Annotated in this window: 13 protein-coding genes; 2 read left to right on the top strand and 11 right to left on the bottom strand. The window is 63.3% G+C overall.

Translation table 11 applies throughout. The annotated features are described in order from the left end of the window. Positions 1-713 precede the first annotated feature (713 nt). The 6 genes from VNH11_22610 to VNH11_22585 all read right to left on the bottom strand — a co-directional run bounded on the left by VNH11_22610 (position 714) and on the right by VNH11_22585 (position 10,775). Positions 714-2,576, bottom strand: a complete 1,863-nt coding sequence (locus tag VNH11_22610; GenBank protein ID HVA49173.1) for an ABC transporter ATP-binding protein — start codon at positions 2,574-2,576, stop codon at positions 714-716. Next, positions 2,576-4,405 (bottom strand): ABC transporter ATP-binding protein, encoded by a 1,830-nt coding sequence (locus VNH11_22605; protein ID HVA49172.1) that lies wholly within the window; start codon positions 4,403-4,405, stop codon positions 2,576-2,578. The genes VNH11_22610 and VNH11_22605 overlap by 1 nt, the downstream gene beginning before the upstream one ends. A 159-nt stretch (positions 4,406-4,564) precedes the next feature. Continuing rightward, positions 4,565-6,058 carry a multiheme c-type cytochrome gene (locus VNH11_22600; GenBank protein HVA49171.1) on the bottom strand — a complete coding sequence of 498 codons (1,494 nt, stop codon included), beginning with the start codon at positions 6,056-6,058 and terminating at the stop codon, positions 4,565-4,567. Positions 6,059-6,121: 63 nt separating this feature from the next. Then, positions 6,122-7,330 carry a DUF1573 domain-containing protein gene (locus VNH11_22595; protein ID HVA49170.1) on the bottom strand — a complete coding sequence of 403 codons (1,209 nt, stop codon included), beginning with the start codon at positions 7,328-7,330 and terminating at the stop codon, positions 6,122-6,124. A 77-nt stretch (positions 7,331-7,407) separates the two neighbouring features. Next, on the bottom strand, positions 7,408-9,441 hold the full coding sequence (locus tag VNH11_22590; GenBank protein ID HVA49169.1) for an O-antigen ligase family protein: 2,034 nt from the start codon (positions 9,439-9,441) through the stop codon (positions 7,408-7,410). Between the two features lie 434 nt (positions 9,442-9,875). After that, positions 9,876-10,775: a phosphoribosylaminoimidazolesuccinocarboxamide synthase gene (locus VNH11_22585; GenBank protein HVA49168.1), complete on the bottom strand. Its 900-nt coding sequence runs from the start codon at positions 10,773-10,775 to the stop codon at positions 9,876-9,878. A gap of 104 nt (positions 10,776-10,879) precedes the next feature. Here VNH11_22585 and VNH11_22580 point away from each other — a divergent pair, with 104 nt between their 5' ends. Continuing rightward, positions 10,880-12,373, top strand: a complete 1,494-nt coding sequence (locus VNH11_22580) for a hypothetical protein (protein ID HVA49167.1) — start codon at positions 10,880-10,882, stop codon at positions 12,371-12,373. Positions 12,374-12,649: 276 nt separating this feature from the next. Here the strand turns inward: VNH11_22580 and VNH11_22575 are convergent, their stop codons facing one another. From VNH11_22575 to VNH11_22555, 5 genes are all read right to left on the bottom strand, one after another. After that, positions 12,650-14,269, bottom strand: coding sequence for a tetratricopeptide repeat protein (locus VNH11_22575; protein HVA49166.1), 1,620 nt, complete (start codon positions 14,267-14,269; stop codon positions 12,650-12,652). A 12-nt stretch (positions 14,270-14,281) separates the two neighbouring features. After that, positions 14,282-14,716 carry a carboxypeptidase-like regulatory domain-containing protein gene (locus VNH11_22570; protein HVA49165.1) on the bottom strand — a complete coding sequence of 145 codons (435 nt, stop codon included), beginning with the start codon at positions 14,714-14,716 and terminating at the stop codon, positions 14,282-14,284. 17 nt (positions 14,717-14,733) lie between these two features. Continuing rightward, on the bottom strand, positions 14,734-15,825 hold the full coding sequence (locus VNH11_22565; GenBank protein ID HVA49164.1) for a DUF1559 domain-containing protein: 1,092 nt from the start codon (positions 15,823-15,825) through the stop codon (positions 14,734-14,736). A gap of 372 nt (positions 15,826-16,197) precedes the next feature. Further along, positions 16,198-16,599 (bottom strand): peptide-methionine (R)-S-oxide reductase MsrB, encoded by a 402-nt coding sequence (gene msrB, locus VNH11_22560; GenBank protein ID HVA49163.1) that lies wholly within the window; start codon positions 16,597-16,599, stop codon positions 16,198-16,200. An 8-nt stretch (positions 16,600-16,607) separates the two neighbouring features. Continuing rightward, the gene (locus VNH11_22555) at positions 16,608-17,363 is read right to left on the bottom strand and encodes a TIM barrel protein (protein HVA49162.1); all 756 of its coding nucleotides are present in this window, start codon (positions 17,361-17,363) and stop codon (positions 16,608-16,610) included. 205 nt (positions 17,364-17,568) lie between these two features. Between VNH11_22555 and sppA the strand changes: the two genes are divergently transcribed. After that, entirely contained in the window at positions 17,569-18,642 is a 1,074-nt protein-coding gene (sppA, locus tag VNH11_22550; protein HVA49161.1) for a signal peptide peptidase SppA, read from the top strand. Positions 18,643-18,692: the final 50 nt, after the last annotated feature.

Genomic DNA, 18,692 nt, shown 5'->3' with positions numbered 1-18,692 from the left:
GGCGGAATCCGACAGTTGGCCCATTGGTGGGGTTCGCTCCGACCGTGAAGGCTGCCAAGTGAGTTCGAAGGCTGCCAACGTTTGCAAAAGCCGGTGTTCATCGCTCTGCTTCGTTTGGCGCGAGTTGGCCATCTTCGAAATCCCCTGAAGGCGCCGTTGTAGAAACGGATGTCGCCGCATTCCGTCGCGGGTAAAGCTTCGCCGAACCCGTTCCCATTTCACACTAACCCGAAGCGCAAGCGAGGTTTTGTCGCCTTTTTCACGTTCCTCGCTAGCGCTTCGGGTTGGTGTACGGCACCTGCGTACCGGGTTCGGCGAAGCTTTACCGTCGTGCAAGCGCAAAATCTTTGGCGACACGGCTTTGCGACTCGTCCGTTGGAGGGGTGTCATCCGTGATCCTGCTCACTTTGGCTGCGCGCAGCCAAAGTGCCTGCGGTCCGTTCGTCTCCGGCGGCACGCGCCGAGGCGACACGCGTGTCGCATGGGCACGGAGTAGACGGCTTTCCTCTCGCTCCAGCGAAAGGGCTACGGTCGGCACTTTGGCCGCGCGCGGCCAAAGTGCCTGCGGTTCGTTCGTCTCCGGCGGCACGCGCCGAGGCGACACGCGTGTCGCATGGGCGCGAGGTAAACGGCTTTCCTCTCGCGCGGCGAAAGGGCTACGGTCGGCAAATGCGCCGCACGCGGCGCAAGTGAGGGCGTTCCCTACAGACGTCTCATTTCCGGCCGCGTGAAGTATCGTCGCCGATGGTGGGCCGGTGCCGGCGATCGATGATGCGGCCGTCGGAAAGCGTGAGCACCTGGTCGGCGTGGCGGATGGTGCTGAGACGATGGGCCACCACGAAGCTCGTGCGGCCCTTCAACAAGGTCGACAGCGCCTGCTGCACGCGGGCCTCGGTGATCGTGTCGACGCTGCTGGTCGCCTCGTCGAGAATCAAAATCCGCGGATCGGCCAGCATGGCACGGGCAAAGCAGACAAGCTGCCGCTGCCCAAGCGAAAGACCCGTGCCGCGCTCGCCCACCTGAGTCTGCAAACCTTGCGGCAAGGCTTCGAATAAGTCGAGGCAGTCGAGCGAGCGGACCGCTTCCACCACTTCCGCGTCGTCGGCTTGCGGCTTGCCGAAGCGGATGTTGTCGAGAATCGTGCCGCTGAACAGAAAGTTCTGTTGCAGCACGATGCCGATTTGCCGACGAAGCGACGGACTGGTGACCTCCGTCAGGTCGTGGCCATCGACCAGAATACGGCCCGACGTCGGCTGGTAGAACCGGGCGATCAGGTTCGTGACCGAGGTCTTGCCGCTGCCGGTGTGCCCGACCAGGGCCACGGTCTCACCGGGTCCGGCCGTGAAGTGGATGCCCCGCAGCACGGGCCGCTGCGGATCGTATCCGAAGCAGACGTTCTGAAATTCGACGCGGCCCTCGATGGGCGGCAATTCGCCGGCCTCGGCGGCGTCTTGCCAGTCGGGCCGGGTGTCGAGCAGGCGAAACACCCGCTCCGCGCCGGCCATGGCCGTGAGCGCCTGGTTGTATTGATTGCCCAATACGGTGATCGGCGAGAAGAACAGGTTGGCCATGAACAAGAAGGCGACCACGTCGGCCAGCTCGGCGCCGCCGGTCACCAGCACGCGATAGCCGCCCACCAAGAGCAGCGCGGCAAAGCAAAGCTGGCTGTTCAGGTCGAGCAGCGGCAGAAACGTGCCCTGCTCGCGAGTCACCGCCATGTTGTACTGCGAGTGGTCGGCCACCAGGCTGCTGAAGATTTCGGCGTTCGTCTCTTGCCGCACGAAGCCCTGCGTCACGCGGATGCCGTTGACCGACTCGGCCAGCGTGGCGGTCACGCGGCTGAACGATTCTTGCACTGCCCGAAGCGAACGGCTCAGCTTGCGGTGAAAATGCTTGTTGATGGCCCATAGCGAGGGGACGAGCAGCAATACGACGACGAACAGCGCGGCGTCGTACCAGATCATGAACGCCGCGGCCACCAGCATCTGGCCGAGTTGCACGATGCTCACGAACAGCACCTCTTGCACGCCCACGCGCACATTTTCGACGTCGGACGTCATGCGGCTGATGATCCGCCCCAGCCGCGTGTGGTTGAAAAAGCTCATCGGCAGCCGCACGAGATGCGCGAACAGGTCGCGCCGCAAGTCGTGGACCACCGCCTCGCCCAGTTCCAGGGCCAGCCGCTGCCGAAAGTGCATCACAAGCTGCGTGGAGAGGGCCAAGGCGGCGAAAGCCAAGGTGCCCCACGCGACGCCGGCCATGTCGCGCCGCTCGACGGGTCCGGTAATCACGGCCGCCGTCAGCCACGTCAGGCCGGGCAACTGCAGCGAGCGGAGGAACACCAACAGCAGCAGCCAATCGCGTTTGGCGCGATAGGGCCGCGTGTAGGCCAGCAGCCGCGAGATCAGCCGCATTTCCAGCGGGTGGAACTCTTCTTCGCGGTCGTCGGCCCGGCGGACCGTCAAAGCATTGTGGTGCAGGCGTCCCGCCTGCTTCGCCTGAGCGGGCGAGACGCCCACACCACAATTGTTTGTCGGGGCGGGCGAGACACCCACACCACAATTCGCGCTCGACATCAGGCCACCTCCGCCAAGGGGGCCGAAGTTGTTTCGTCGTCGATCATCTGCAGTCGGGCGGCCTGGTAATAAGGCCCCGGCTGACGCAGCAGCGCTTCGTGGGTGCCGCTCTGCACGATCCGCCCTTCATCGAGCACGATCACCAGGTCGGCGCGGCGCAAAGTGCTCAGGCGGTGGGCGGCCACGAGCGTGGTACGGCCCCGCATGGCCCGCTCGATCGCGTCGACGATCTCGTGCTCCGTGTCGCGATCGACGGCGGAAGTGGCGTCGTCGAGAATCAGGACCGCCGGATCGAGCAGCAGGGCACGCGCCAACGCGAGGCGTTGCCGCTGGCCGCCGGAGAGGTTCGAGCCGTATTCGCCGATCACGGTGTCGTAGCCGTGGGGCAACTCGCCGATGAACTCGTGGGCCGCGGCGATCTTGGCTGCCCGTTCGATCTGGCTCTGCGATGCGCCGGGATGACCGAAGGCGACGTTGGCGGCCACGGTGTTGCTGAACAAAAAGGTCTCCTGGAACACGATGCCGATGTTGCGGCGCAGATCGTCGAGCCTTACCCCGCGGAGGTCGTGCCCGTCGAGGAGCACGCGGCCGGCGGTGGGATCGTAGAACCGCGGAATGAGGCTCAGCAGGCTGCTCTTGCCCGATCCGGTGGCGCCGACCAGGGCCACGACCTGCCCCGGCTCGATCGCCAGATCGATCTCGCGGAGAACGTTGTCGCCGGAATATGCGAACGACACGCCGTCGAAGATGATTTGCCCTGCGACCTCGCTCAGGGGAACAGCATCCGGGCGATTCTCGACTTCGATCGGGGCGTCGATCACCTCGAACACGCGCTGAGCGCCGGTGAGGCTGGCCTGAATGCTGTTGGTGATGTTGATGATCTGGCCGACCTGGTTGGCGAACTGCTGCAAGAGGTTGGCGAACACGAACAGCCCTTCGCCCAGCGGCAATCGCCCCTCGATCACCAGCCAGCCGCCGTAGCTCAGCAAGACTATCATATTGATTTGCGTCAACAGTCCCATCAGCGGCTGGAAGAGGCTGACCTTCCAAAAGATGCCCGTCTTCTGCGTTTCGACGGCCCGGTTGGCGACCGCGAAGGTAGCGATCTGTTCTTGCTCACGGGCAAATCCCTTGATGACGTGAATGCCCTGCACGGCTTCCGACAGCTTGAGCACCAGGTCGTCGGTCAGCTCGCTGCTGCGATGATAGGCCGGCCGCACGCGGCGCGAAAAGGCGATCGCGGCCAGCCAGAGCAGCGGCGTGGTGGCCAGCGCGGCCAGCGTCAGCCCGACGTGCAGCCGCAGCATGTAATAGAGGTATACCGCCAGACAGAGCAACACCGACAACATCTGCACGACCACGCCGTCCACGAACATCCGCACGGCCTGCACGTCGCCGGCGACGCGGTTGATGATGGAGCCGGTGCGGTGCTTGTCGAAGAAGCGAAAGCTGAGCCGCTGCAGCTTTTCGTACACCTGCGAGCGGAGGTCGACCACGACGTTTTGCACCAGCCGGCCGGCCGACATCGAGGCCCGGTAGCGGACCGCGGCGTGTGTGGCGGCCAGGGCCAGAATGCCGGCGGCGATCAGCGCCGTGGTCTCGATCGGGCTCCATGTCGCGGGCGGCTGGAGGCCGAAGGGCCAGTGCGGCGGGCGGCTCTGCGGATCGAGCCAATGACGCAGGGCGTCGATTCCCAGGCCGGTGAGATTGAGCGCGGCCAGCGAGAGCGCCACGAGCACGGCCTGCTGCGCCAGCACCAAGATCGACCCGCCGCGATAACGCCAGGCGAGGCCCAGCAGGCGGCGAATGAGCAGGGGGGAAGATTGCAAATTGCGAATTGCGAATTTCAAATTGGCAATTTCAATAATGGATGACTTTCTGCCAGCAGAGGTAGGGTGGGACCAGCGAGCTTGCGAGCGCCGGCCCACCGATAGCGACGTCGTTTACGGTGGGCCGGCGCTCGCAAGCTCGCTGGTCCCACCCTACCGTTAGTGGGCGATCTTTTGCCAATAGGTGTCGAAGTCGAACTTGAGGCTGTTGTCGACATCGTGACAGCGCTGGCAGGCCTCGCGCTGGGCTTCTTTGCCGGCGCCCGCGGCGGTTTGGTGCAGCACTTCACGCAAACGCTTTTGCAGCGCCTTGTCGCTGCCTTCCTCGGCCTTCACATGGGCGGCCCCAGGACCGTGGCAGTTCTCGCAGCCGCTGCCCGCCAGGCCGGGCGTCTTTTTCAGACTGTCGTATCCGGTCTCGTAGGGAAAGAACTTTTCCGGCTCCCAGCCCGTGACATGGCAACTGATGCATTCGGGATCGAACTGCCGCGGCGGCTTGACGTGCGTGAGCGTGTCGGTGGCGCTGGCGTGCGGAGTCTTTTTCCAGATCGCGTATTCCTGGTCGTGGCAATCGGCGCACGACTTCGAACCGCTGAATTTGCCTCCGGCATGCGGCGCCCGCTTCAGGCCAAGTCCTTCCCAGCCGTTTTGATCTTCGAGATCCTTCAACTCGCCTTGATAGGCCACCATCAGCTCGTCGATTTCCGGGGCGTCGGCGAAACGATGGTCGAGCGGCACGCGCTGGTAGCGCATCGGCGTGCGCGGGTCGTCGAAAAAGCCGAGCACGATGGCATACATCCCTTTGTGCCCGACTTCGATCAGCAGCGTCTTGGTGCCTGCGATTTTTTGCGGCTCGTGCGGCGGCTCGTCGGCGCCGTGGGCCATCACGGCAATGTTGAAGATCGGGAACTGCTTGGCCAGTGCCGTCGTTTCTTCCAGCGTGGCGTGGGCCAGCAGCACATTCAGGTCGCACTTGGCTTTCTTGAGATCCGGCACCACCTGGGCCAGGGCCTCTTTGGCCGGCATGAATCCGATTTCCTCATTGGTGACCTGCTTTCGAAAGCGGTCGCCGATGACCGCCGTGACGCCGATCTTCATGCCGCCCGCTTCGATGACCTTGAAGCGGGGCGTATCGCCGGAGTCGAGTTCGAACAGTCCCATATTGGCCGAGACGAACATGTCGGCCTCGGCCACGGCCGACAACAACGCGCCGGCGGGCAATTTGAGATCGGCGGTGCCGAACCCGACCGCCTTGTAACCCATCAGCTTCAGCCCCTCGGCGGTCCTGCGGTACTTGATCTCTTGCTGCCGGCCGAAACGTCGAATGAGACCGCCGTTGTCGAGCGCCACCACAGGCCAACCCTGCTTGCGAAGCTGCTTCAAAAAGGTGGCGCGTCGGCGCAGGCCGCCTTTTTGGTTTTCGAGTCCGGCGCAGCCGCAAGGCTCGATGTAGCCGAGTTGCTCGCCGGTAAAGACCAAGGCCAGCTTCGGTTTGGGCCAGCCTTCGAAGATCGGGCCGTTTTGCTCGACGGGGTCTGGGCGGTTTGGCGCAGATGCGCGTTCGGCGCGGGGTGCGGGGCGGGCAGCCTCGTAACCGGCCAAACAGACACCGGCAAAGCAAACGACGGCCAGGGTACGGAGGGGCTTCTTCATGAACCATCCTTCTTGTGGTGTGGGACCAGCGAGCATGCGCGCGCCGGCCCACCAGTCAAGGCGTCAGTCGGCGATAACCGCAAATTTAACGCGAACTTGCACGCGGCCCAACGCCGATTTGTTGGTCGGTATAACAACTTGCGCCAGCCTGGCTTCCTTGCCGCCCATGTGGTTCACTAGCGGACTCTGCGGCGGCACCTCGATGGTCACCGGCATCCGAACCAGCGTTCCTTCCTTCATCTCCTTGGGCTTGCCATAGGTCACCTTCAGCGCCGATGGATCGTCGATTTCCGCCGGCTCGAACTCCAGGCCCTTCATCTCGGCTCCGTGAGCCAGAATGTACAGATCCCGCTTGGCGCCCTCCGACTGCTTGACATGCCCGATGGCCAGGTAATTGTAGTCGCGGTCCCAGTCCTTGCCGGCGATGGTCACCGCGCCCGACACATTGCCGCTGAGCGGAATGCTCAGCTTGGGCTCATCCGCCAGACTCGTTTCGATTTCCAGCGTTTGGCTGAACGAACCGACGGGCAGGCCGGGCTTCACGGTCACCGTCACATCCACCGCGCTTTCCACGCCTGGACTCAGCTCGTCTTTGTGTACGGGTGCGCTGGCGACATCAAAATACTGGGCGGTTGCCGCTTCCGTCAGAGTGTGGCCGACGACTTCCAGATGGTCCGAAAAGTAGGCCCGCAAACGGACCTTGCCTTGGGCTTCCTTGCCGACCTGCACGTTGCTCAGCACCAGGTTGGCCGGCTCGGCCTGCAGCGGACGCACGACTTTGCCCGAAATCACGAGCCGAATTTCCTCGTGATCCGGATCGTCGGTCTTGATGGTGGCACTCTGGCGGAAATGATCTTCGAAGGTATCGACGTTCCAGCGCACCACGACTTCGCCGGTCTGACCCGGTTGAATCACGGTCTGGGGAAAATCTACAAATGTACACTTATCGCAACTTACGCGTGAGCCGGTGAGCTTGAGCGGGGCGGCGCCGTCATTGCGGATCTGGAAGGTGTGCCGGTTGTCCATGGTCTTGTTGCGCAGGTTGCCGAAGTCGTACTCCGTTTCTTCGGCGACGGCGAGCGGCTTGGCGCCGGCGTCAGCGGCAATTGCGGGGCCGGGCTGGCTGATCGGCGGCGCCGCGTCGGGCTCGGCCGGCAGATCGAGCGAGAGCGGCGAGAGGGCCATCGGCGTGCCCATCCGTGCCAGCGAGACGGCGGTGGTGATCGCCACTCCCAAAGCGACGACGGCGGTCATGGTCAAAAAGGTTTTCATGTGAGATGACTCCTGAAGGACGATAAAAACGATCCAGCCTACGATCGCCTATTTTATCACGTATGCTACGCAGCCGCTCAAGGCGCGGTTCGAGCCAGCTTTTTCACGGCGTCGGCCAATTCCGGCGGAAGCTTCTGGTCGGCGTGGGGCGTTTGCTCGTGCAGCTTCAGAGCGAGGGCCGCCTCATCGCCGGCCCCTGCCTGGCCGGCCGCGGCCAATGCCAGGGCCAGATCGGCATGCGCCATTGCGAAGTTGGGATAGAGCTCGGCCGCGCGGCGAAGGTGTTCGACGGCCGCGGCGGCATATTCCTGCCGTTGCGATTGGCCGTGCGACTCGCGCGCGGCGGCCAGGTAACGCTCTCCGGCCTCCAGCCAGGCGGCGCTCGAATGAGGCCGGCGCCGGAGCAACTTGTCTTGATCTTGTTGCCAGCGAGCGGCCCGTTCGGGCGCCGGGTCGTTTTGCCAGACGGCAAAATCGCCGGCCGCCAACCGCCGCCACGGTTCGTCGGCCAAGGGGTCGGCCTCGGCGGCTTCGAATTGTCGCTGGCGAGCGGCCGCATCGCTCCGCTCGGCCTGCGCCAGCAACGCGCGACATGCCAGTACGGGCCGATATGCCGTGAAATAGCAGGCGGCGAACAGTCCGGCGGCCGTCGCAAACAAGGCCAACCCGGCCCAGCGTGGCAGCCGCAGGCCGACACCGTCGCTGTGCGGCGCGGCAACGGCCAGCAGCAACCAGAACGATCCGGCCACGCCGACAAAGCCAATTCCGCCCGCCACCAACAGGTTCGTCAACAGTGCCACCGCGCCGACGAACGGCACAAAGCCCGGCAACTCGCCCGACTCGATCCAGCCGGAAAAAACGGCCCACACCAGGGGCAGAACCACGAAACCGGCCAACAGCAACGGCCATTGCAAACTCACCGTCGAGAGCGGTCCTAGGATAAAGGCCAGCACCAGACCACCGATCGCACCGAACAAGACCGCGTAGCACGCCTGGTTCGTTGGTTCGACATTCGATCGCCGGGTCGCCGCACGCCGCCACTCGTAGGCCGCTGCCGCCAGAATCGCCGCGAACGCCACGAGCGCGGGCGTTCCCCATGTCGCCCAGATCTCGAAGACGAAGTTATGCGGATCGGCCACGACTTCGCTGGCCTGGGGAAGCTTGTATCGCGTATATTCGTCCTGAAAATTGCCCGGTCCGCAACCGAACCAGGGAGCTTCGCGGATCATGCCCAGCGCGCCTTGCCAGTAATGCCAGCGATAGCTCAGCGACTGTGCGGCCTGCGTCAACACTTCACGGTCCAGCGCGCCGGACTCATACCCGGCCACCGCCAAGACGACGATTGCCGCGGCGAACGCGCCGGCCAGCGCCAACGCGTTCCGCCAACGGCTCCGCGACAGGCATAATAACGCGACAAAACCGGCCGACACGGCCAGATAGCCGGCGCGGCTTTTGGTGAGCACCAGGCAGATTGCCATTGGCAAAGCGCACGCCGCGGCGCCCAGCCGGCGCCGCCAAACGGAGGATGGCCTTCCTAGGCCGTCCCGTCTGTCACCGGACGGCGTAGGAAGGCCATCCTCCCGATATGCATAACCCAACGCCAAGGTGATCAGCAGCCAAGGGGTCAAGAAGCCGGCCAGAGAATTGGCCAAGGCAAACGTGGCCACCGGTTCGGTGCTATTGAGACGCTGCTCGAAGAGCATCCGCGCGGCCGAGCCGGGCGGAGCGTCGATGCCGAGTTCGCGCAGCGCGTCGTCGGGGTGCAGACGATACGTTTCCCGCAGCGCCGGCAGTTCGATGAAATACTGCGAAATTCCGTCGAGCGACAACAGCGTCGCCAGCCCGATCATGACGATCAGAATTGCCCGTTTTTCGCCGCCGCTTCGCAGGAGCTGCCGCAACAACAGGAATCCGGCGCCCAGCCCGACCGACTCCCAAAAGGCGTTGACGGCCGCCCTCGCGAAGCCGTCGCGCATCGCCAAACCGGTGCTGACGGCCTGGCAAGCTACGAGAGCGCACCAGGCGAATTCCACCGGCCCCACGCGGATATCGGCGGCGACGGCGTTGGCACGCGCCGCGAGCCAGACCACAGCCAACATGAGCGAAAGCATGACGAAGGGCAGGCCGTCCCCGGCCAGTGTGGTCGGCGCCTCGGAAGGCAATAAGGGCCGCGCCACATAGAGGGAGACCAGTCCCGCAAGCAGAACCGGGCGCAGCCACCCCGTCGGGAACGGACCGGATCGAGGCTTGTTGGCGATCCTCGCGCGGCGTGTGGTCGAATGCGGCTTCAAGTAGAACTCTCACACGTAGGGTGGGACCAGCGAGCTTGCGAGCGCCGGCCCACCGTGGAGACTGGGGCGACGGTTCTCGGCGGCGATGACAATTCTGCAATTCGCAATTTACAATTTGAAATTTGCAATTTGCAATTTGAAATCGGTGCCCCGGCCTGGCGCGGAGCCCGAACCGACTATTGCAAATTGCAAATTGCAAATTTCAAATTGCAAATCGTGGCTCGCCGCGGGGTGTTTTCCACCCGACGCTCGCATTACAACTCGGGCTGCCGGCCGGTGAGTATCTGGTAGGCTTCCAGGTATTTCTCCCGCGTGCGCTCGACGACCTCGTCGGGCAGCCGCGGCGGAGGGCTTTGCTTGTCCCAGCCGACGCTCTCCAGCCAATCGCGCACGAATTGCTTGTCGAACGACGCCTGGCCACGGCCCGGCCGATATTGATCCGCCGGCCAAAACCGCGAGCTGTCGGGCGTGAACACCTCGTCGATCAAAATGAGACGTCGCTCGCCTGCCGGCTCCCTCACGATCCCCCACTCGAATTTAGTGTCGGCAATGATAATTCCGCGCTCCACCGCATAGTCGGCGCCGCGACGGTAAACCTCCAGCGTCCGGCGCCGCAGTTCGGCGGCCAGCTCCGCGCCGACCGCGCCGCAAACGGCCTCGAACGAAATGTTTTCGTCGTGCCCACTGGTCGCTTTGGTCGCCGGCGTGAAGATCGGTCCGCTGAGCCTATCGCTTTCGCGGAGTCCGGCGGGTAAAGTGAGGTCGCAGACGGTTCCCTGGCGAAGATACTCTTTCCAGCCCGATCCGCTGAGATAGCCGCGGGCCACACATTCGATCGGCACCACCTGCGTTTTGCGGACCAGCATGGCGCGGCCGGCAAGCTGGCGGCGGTCCGCGGCTGCCAACGGCATCGCCTCGACGTCGCAGGTGATTACGTGATGGGGTACGTCCAATTGCTCGAACCAGAACTGGCTCAACTGAGTAAGGATCTTTCCTTTGTCGGGAATGCCGTTGGGAAGCACCCAATCGAAGGCGCTGATCCGGTCGGTGGCTACGAGCAACAGCGTTTCGCCAAGGTCGTAGACGTCCCGCACCTTGCCCCTTCGCAAAGGCAGTGACGGCAAATGTGTTTCCAAAGTGGCCGGAAGTGGCATAGGATTCAGTAGCTGCGTGGTCCGCATTTTTTTCCTCTCCCGCGCTGCTGGACGCGGCTGGCCGGAGTATAACGGTTGTAGCACAAACAAAACAGCATTGCCTCATGCCGACCGGTTCACTACGGCTCATCGTTCCCCCGACCAGCCAACTTACGCCGCAAGCGGCCGAGCAGGCTTATATGGCGGGGCCCGAGCAGATTCCCTGGCCTTGCCGCACGCGGTTGCAACACGGCGAGCTGATCGTGGAACGCAATGTGGCCGATTCCGGCAAGTTTTATATTCCCTGGCCCGTCGAAGGGCACGGCCGTCTGATGCTCTCGACGGCCACGCTCATGCAGCGCGATCGGCCCTATCAGCTCGCGGTCGAACTGGCCCGCGGCAAGCTCAACCAGGTGCGCGGCCAGATTGCCGATTGGCAAGCCATCGGCCTGGTCGTGCCCGGCAAAGTCGAGAACGCCATGCACAAAGCGCTGGAATCGCTCTCCCTGGCGGTCACCAGCCAGCACGACGTGGCACGGGCCGCCGCGTTTGCGCAAAAGGCGATCGTGCTCGGCTTGGATGCCGCGGAGCTGCTCGTCGCCAGCTACACCGATCAAGCGCTGGCGGCCAGGCACCGCAGCGGTCAGAAGCTTCAGACCCTGTTCGGCGCGAACCTGGGCCAACACGCGCTGGAAATGCCTCTCCTGGCCTATTACTTGAGGGCCTTCAATGCCGCTCACGTGCCGCTTTCGTGGCGCGCGGTTGAAGCGGTCGAAGGGGTCTATCAGTGGCAGTTGCCCGACCAGCAGATTGCGGCCTGCCAGGAGAACAAGCTGACCGTTTGCGCCGGGCCGCTCGTGCAGCTCGATGCCGGCGGCATACCCGACTGGCTTTACCTCTGGGAAGACGACTTCAACAGCATTCTGTCGTTTGTCACCGACTTTGCCGAGAAGGCGGTGGTCCGCTACCAGGGCAAGGTCGATGTTTGGCAGTGTGCGGCGCGGATCAATGTGGGCGATGGTCTGTCGCTCACCGAAGAACAACGTCTGCGGCTGGCGGCCAGGACGATTGAAGTGGCCCAGGACGTCGATCCACGGACGCCGCTGGTGGTGCGTTTCGACCAGCCGTGGGCGGAATACATGGGGCGCGCGGCGGCCGATTTCTCGCCGCTGCACTTTGCCGATGCCCTGGTCCGCTCCGGATTGAAGCTCACCGCGGTGGCCATCGAAATCAACATGGGATACCAGCCCGGCGGAAGCTATCCCCGCGACCGCCTGGAGTTCAGCCGCTTGCTCGATCTCTGGAGCTATCTGGGGCTGCCGCTGCACGTGACGTTGACCGTGCCGGGCGTCGAGTCGTCGCCGCCGGCTGGTCGGGGGCGTGCCGCACCGGTGCCGCAGACGTTTCCCGGCGGTTGGTCGCCGGAGAATCAGGCCGCCTGGATCAAGCACTACGTGCCGCTCCTGTTGTCGAAGCCCGCCGTGCATGCGATCTTCTGGAACCAGCTTTTCGACGGCGAGGCCGAAGAATTTGTGGCGGGCGGCTTGTTGGACCCGGCCGGAAAGCCCAAGCCGGCGCTCACCGCCCTGACCGGCCTGCACCGCAAGCACTTCGATTAAACGAGCGGCACTCGCTCGCCCGGCCGCACGAATCTACCAAATTGTCAAAGACCCGAGCCGGCGCTGCGCGCCGCCTGCCACCGGGACGGACGGGTGAATGGCGTCCCAGGATTGGATGTCGCGCCTTCCGAAATCCGCCCGCAACCATAAATCTAGGGGGAGGGTGATTTTGGATTTTGGATTCTGGATTTTGGATTCACGACCGCAGCCGCTCATTTTTTCTGTCGGGGTAGTCTGTCATCTGGAGGATCGACTGATGGCGACGCCGGTCCGTGGTTACAACGGGTCGCGAAGTTGTCGGCGCGCCCGCTCAAGGCGCCGCATGATCCGAGGCACCGGCGGATCGAACCGGGCGGCCATCTCGTAATATTCCAGGGCCGCCTCGAGACGCCCTCGCCGCTCTTCGACCATGGCCAGATTCTCCAACAAGAGCGGATCGTATTGATTCACCGCCAGCGCGATTTCGAAGTGCCGGGCCGCTTCGTCCAAGCGGCCCTGCTGGGCAAGCAGCACGCCCAGGTTGCAATTCGGCTTAAACGCGGCAGGATCGATTTCCAGCGCTCGGCGGAACCAGCGCTCGGCCTCCTCCCGGCGACCAACCTGTTCCAGCGCCAGGCCATAGTTGTTGCATGAAACAAGCGTGGGTGGCGTGACCGCCAAGGCGTGCTCCCAAGCCGTGACGCCGTCGTGCCAGACGGCCACTTGCCGCGCGCTGAGCCACGCGCAAAGCAGAAGTGCGACCGCCGCCGACAGTGCCGCCACGCGCCGCGCCCCTCGGCCCCGTCTGGCGACGGCCTCGGCCGTGCCCCAACAGACAGCGACCAACAAGCCGATCATCGGCAGGTACATGTACCGGTCGGCGGTCGATTGCGAGCCAAGCTGCACCAGCCCGATCACCGGCAGCAGCGCGATCAAAAACCAGAGCCAACCGACGAGCAAGTAGGCGAACGATTTCCTCAGCAGCCAGGTTGCCATCGTCAGGAGCACGAGCAAGAACGCCGCCCCGGCCGGCTTCCACCACGGCAAACCCGCGCCCGGATGCGGGTAGAGCATCGCCAGGTCGAGCGGCCACAAGGTCCGGAACAGATACGTGGTATAATTGACGGGCACCATCAACAAACGGTCGCCGAACGACAGCGCCTCGCCGAACTCCGTAGCCCGCTTGCTTCCTTGCGCCAGCACGGCGATGGCGGTGAACGCCGCGCCGATCATAAAGAAGGGAGTTTTTTCAGCGACCAGGCCGAACGAAGTGGTCGGCCCGCGACGCTCTTGGCTCTGACTTGCGGCGGCGCCGGGCCAGCGCTTCAACGGCCACACATCGAGCAACAGCAGCACCAGCGGCAGCGTGACGCCCATCGGCTTGGCCATCAGGCTCAGCACGAACGACACGAGAGCCAACACATAGCCCCAGGCGGCAGAACGCCGCGCATAGACTTGCCAGCACAAGACGCTCAGCAAAAAGAAGAACGTGCTCAGCACGTCTTTGCGTTCGGCCACCCAGGCGACCGACTCGACGTGCAGCGGATGCAGGGCAAAGACGGCCGCCGCCCAGGCGCTGGCGGCCACCGCGCCGGTCATCACTCGCAGCAACCAGAACAGCAGCACCGTGTTGGCCACGTGAAACAGCAGGCTGGTCGCATGATAGCCAGCCGCGTTGAGCCCGAAGCATTCGTAGTCGAGCTGCAGCGACAACCATGTCAAGGGATGCCAATTGGCGGCTTCGGTGTTGGTAAAGGCCCAGTTCACCGAGGGCCGCGACAGCCCCATCTGCACCACTCGGTTCTCGTAGACGTACAAATCGTCGTCGAGATTGACGAAGCCGTTGCGCAGCACGCCGGCAAACGCCGCCGCCGTGGCCAGCGCAAGAGCGAGGCTGATGCAAAGCTCACGCTTCATCGCTTGGGGCGCTTATTTGCTCTTCAATGGGAAATTGAAGGTGCCGCCTCCTTCCGGCACATTGGCCGACAGTTCCGTGGAGTTGGCCATCGAGTATCGCGGCGGCAGGCTTTCCACGGCGAAGGAGATCGCCGGCGGCTCGCCTGGGGGAGGCGGGCTGCCATCCGGTTTGAGCATGCGGCTGATCGTCACCCTGCAATTGCCTTTGCAGGTTGCCTTGCCCGCGAGCCCCGCCAATTGGTAACTGCCGTCTTCCTTGGTCGTGCCTGCAAAGACCAGCGGCGCATCGACCGGCATAAACACCACGTCGGCGCCCGCCAAGGGCTTGCCGTCCAGCGTTACCCTGCCTTGGATCGGCAGGGTCGCGACGACCGGCGGCCCCGCTGATCGTTTGCCACAACCGACCACCAGCATCCCAAGAACCATCACGAACCGACAGGACTTCATTTCGATGGTTAACCTCCTCATTGCAGTGCCGCCCCAAGGTTCCCGATGGCCGTCCCGTCGGCCATGCTGCCGAGGCGCGCGAGGATGTTGACGTCGGTCGTTTCAGACATGAAACGAACGGTGCCATCCGCCATTCCGACCATGCATCCGGCCGGGTGCAGGCTGCCCGCCATCCCCCACGAGGCGAGTCGACCGGGCTGATATGAGGCGGCCGTCGTATAATAGGTCCAGCAGTTGATCGCTTGTCCACCGCACAAAGGACAGGATGAAAGGGGGTAGTTGCTCAGTTGGTCGTAAAGCGAAACGCCCACCATCACCCAGCCGCGATACCCCCAGGCGTTGCCATTGCCGTTGTACACGCTGCGGGTCGTTTCCACGATGGCCACGGTGTTGCTCGTCCCGTCGGTGATGTCCGCGGTGCTGCTCGTGCTGTTGATTCCAAAGACGGCACGATATTTCTTGTAGTTCTGAAGGACGTAGGTGCGCCAGCCGTTGGGCCAATAGAATTCGTAAATGGGCTGGGTCGAAAAGTCGACGTTCACCCGCGCCCCGTAGAGTGCGCTGTTCTTCGAAATGGCATAATAAGGCGTCGGGTCATTGGAACTGTTGTAGACGGTCACCTTCACGCCGTCGTCGGATGGGCAATAGAACACCGGCGGCTGCATCGCCATCAGCACGTCGTTTCCGGTGGTGGCCGGGTCGCCTCCCGCGAGACCAAGGGCCGCATTATTCACCAGCGAGCCGCCGGCGGAGCCAAACTTGTTGTACCTGTCGTAAATCGCCTGTTGTTCCATGTACGGCATCAGCAACATGAAACCGTGCAGATTCATGCCCAACTGCCCTGAACCGTAAGAGGGGGCGTACGCCCCGGAACCGACCCCGTTACCGCTGCTGGCGAGGTTGAGCGTTGCCGGACAGAACTGCTTGATGACATCGTGGTAGTTGTGCAGCGCGAGGACGATCTGCTTGAAATTGTTCTGGCAGGTCGAGCGGCGGGCCGCTTCGCGGGCCGCCTGAACGGCGGGCAACAACAACGCGACCAGAATGCCGATGATGGCGATGACCACCAATAACTCGACCAGCGTGAAACCGCGGCGAACTCGAAACATGATTCAGACTCCTTGAAAAGCGATGAGATGGCCGGAAGAGAAAAAACGACGAGCGCGCGAACTCATGCGATGCTGAAAAACGATGTGAGACCCACAAGCCCCGTCAAGTGATAGGGCGCGTGGCCAAGCGATTGCCGAACGGCATGTATGGTCGTTCATCAGCGGACTCCCAGGCAGCGGCGAAACCGCGGCAAAAATGGAATCAACCTTGGGATGTCGGAACAACCGGCCAAGCCAGTCGTCCCACAAACCGCCTACTCTCAGACCGAAGTTGCCTCAGTCTAGCGAATGCGTTACAGGCTGGCAAGCATTTTTTTGCGCGTTTTGAGATTGGCCGAAAAAAAGGCCACCGGCTTGCCCGGTGGCATCGACTTACGTGTTTTCCAGCTTCAGCGAGGCGGAGTTGATGCAGTAGCGCAGTCCGGTGGGCGGCGGCCCGTCGTCGAAGACGTGGCCCAGGTGGGCGCCGCAGTGCCGGCAATGCACTTCCGTGCGACGCGTGAAAAAACTGCGGTCGTCCTCGGTGGCCACGTTCTCCGCCACCGGTTGCCAGAAGCTGGGCCAGCCCGTGCCCGAATCGAACTTGGTCTGCGAGGTGAAAAGTTCCGCGCCGCAGCACACGCAACGGTAGACGCCCGGCTCTTTTGAGTCCCAGTATTCGCCGCTGAAGGCCCGCTCGGTCCCCTTGCGGCGCGTCACGCGGTATTGTTCGGGCGTCAGCGCCTGCCGCCATTCGTCGTCGCTTTTTTGAACGGGTGGTTCGTTCTCAGCCATCGGTCGCCCTACAGCATGCTCTCCAGCAACAAACGCATTTTACGCATCTCGGCCATGTGGTCGACCCCCGACTCAGGCTGGTCGATAATGTTCACCGACAGGGCGCGGTTGTACTTATGGCGGCTGAGCTGGTTGATGAGCCGGTTGTATTCGATTTCGCCCTGACCTACGCGGACCTGAAGCTTGGTCTTGCTGGTGTCGCGCAACTGGACATGGCAAACGTGCTTCATCACCTGGTCGTAGTTCGCGCCGCCGTGCGGCCCGCAGATGTAATGGCTGGGGTCGAGCGTAATGGCCAGCCCTTTCACATGATCGCAAAGCACGACGGCGGTGTCGGGATCCTGGCTCATGCGGCCGACCTCGCTTTTGATGCCGACGACGACGCCTTCCAGCGTGCCGATGCGCACCAGTTCACGCAGCCGTTCCACCTCGGCATTGAACGGCGTGCCCAACTCGGCCGACGGCACCGACATGACGACCACCTTGCTCGCCTTGGCCAGTTTGCAGCAGGACAAAAACTGGGCGTAATACTCGTCGCCCTCGGCCTGGATGTCGATGAAATACGAGACCGGCGTCAGCCGATGAGTATCGCGGCAGAGGTGAATGGCCTGCTCGACGTTGGCATGCACTTGCGACGGCTTGACCTGGCCACTCGATTCGCGCAGGCAAATCTCGACGCGGGTGTATTCCAGATCGACGAGCCGCTGCACCGCGTCGGCAAACGAAAGCTGGGGAAAACATTCGGTAGAAGCCGCGACGAACACGCGAACACTCCTTTTAAGCGGCAACAGAAGCCGGCGGGCCGGCGAAACTCCACGAAGGCCCTAGCTTACCCGCTGGCCCGCGTGCTCTGCAATACTCGTCGGTAGGGAAGCCCGAAAAGATGTGAACGCCGTTCCGCTCACGGAGTGAGCGGTCTACAATAAACCATCCACAATACGGCAACCTGCATCACTTTCGGTACTTTTGATGGACCCCTCGATCCCGCCTTCCGCTCCGTCCAGCCCGCCTCCCGCGCGCCCCGCTCGATTCAATCCATTGCGGTGGTTGGGCCGGCTCATCACGCTTTCGGGGCTCGTGATGTTCGCGCTCACGGTCGTCGCCGTGGCGGTACTGGGCGGCTTTTTATCGCTGGGAAGCGACGATTCGCTCCACGAACAGCATCACTCGCTGTCGAAGACGGCCACCGACAAAATCGCCGTGATCACGCTGGAGGGCACCATCCTCGACGGCGAGGGGTTCGTGAAGCGGCAGATCGACCACGTGCGCGACGACAAGGCGGTCAAAGCGGTCGTGCTGCGGGTCAATTCGCCCGGCGGCACGGTGAGCGGCAGCGATTACCTTTATCACCATCTCAAAAAGATGGTGGCCGACCGCAAGCTGCCGCTGGTGGTGAGCATGGGCGGCATTGCGGCCAGCGGCGGCTACTATGTGTCGATGGCCGTCGGCGATGAGCATGAGAACGTGATCTTCGCCGAGCCGACCACCTGGACCGGCTCGATCGGCGTCGTCATTCCGCACTACGACGTGTCGCGCCTGATGGAAAAGTGGGACATCTCCGAAGACTCGATCAAGAGCCATCGTCTGAAACAGATGGGCACGCCGACGCGCCCCATGACCGAAGAAGAGCGAGAGATTTTCCAGGGGCTGGTACACGACAGCTTCCAGCGATTCAAGGAGATCGTCAAAGCCGGGCGGCCGCGGTTCGCCAAAGACGACGACGCCCTGGTCAAAGTGGCGACCGGGCAGGTGTTCACCACCCACCAGTCCCTGGCCAACGGACTGGTCGATCGAGAGGGCTTTGTCGAAGATGCGATCGACCGGGCGATTCAATTGGCGCATCTCGACAAAGAGCAAGTGCAAGCGGTGAAGTACAAACATCTGGGCGGCATTTTTGATTTGCTCGACATGCGTGCCCAGTCCCGCCGTGCCGCGCCCGGCAACGAGTTGGCCGCCCTTTTGGATCTGGCCTCACCACGGGCGTATTATCTTTGCACCTGGCTGCCGGTGCTGATGGCCCAGGGCGACGCATCGGAACGGTGACGGGGGCGTTCGCGGTGGCTGGGGCAGAGCCTAAGCGACGCCCCGGTGAG

The organism is Pirellulales bacterium, assembly GCA_035533075.1.
In the GTDB taxonomy this organism is placed as follows: domain Bacteria; phylum Planctomycetota; class Planctomycetia; order Pirellulales; family JAICIG01; genus DASSFG01.
The sequence above is the reverse complement of the archived record's forward strand: the minus strand, read 5'-3'. Positions and strand labels throughout refer to the sequence as shown.